This is a genomic window from Lysinibacillus sp. 10T31 (genome assembly GCF_056394365.1).
On record NZ_JBFTHS010000241.1, the window covers coordinates 1 to 394 of the forward strand.

Sequence of the window (394 nt, forward strand, 5' to 3'; positions counted from 1 at the left end):
ACCCAAAGGAGCTTACAGACGTCAGGGTTGTGGATGATTTTGTCCTGAATGTTCTTGGTAGGATAATGGCAGAATAAGGAGATTAAGTGTGGTGCTGGTAAAATTTAATGATGCTCAGCTAAAAGAGTTGCAGCGGTTGTCGGATAGTAAAAGCTATTCAGCGGCATATGAATATATGCACGGCATCGTTGCTGGCGAGGTAGCAAGCGCTGGCAGGGAAAGTGACCTTGTTGACTTGAAGGCGGTTGCTAACTGGTTAACGACGGCAAAGGCAATCAATTCGAATGATCGAAGCAACTTTTTGGACGATATTGTTCGTGGATCGATACAGTACTCAGTAGCTAAAGCTGGTCGTCCGATGAGTAATGAGGCGTTTCAGGTTGCCTCTGATAAG

General features: G+C 45.4%; 1 protein-coding gene. It reads left to right on the plus strand.

Annotated elements, in window-relative coordinates:
* Positions 1-88: 88 nt before the first annotated feature.
* Positions 89-394: hypothetical protein (locus AC1DCY_RS27835; RefSeq protein WP_477356054.1), on the plus strand; the 306-nt coding region annotated here is incomplete at its 3' end.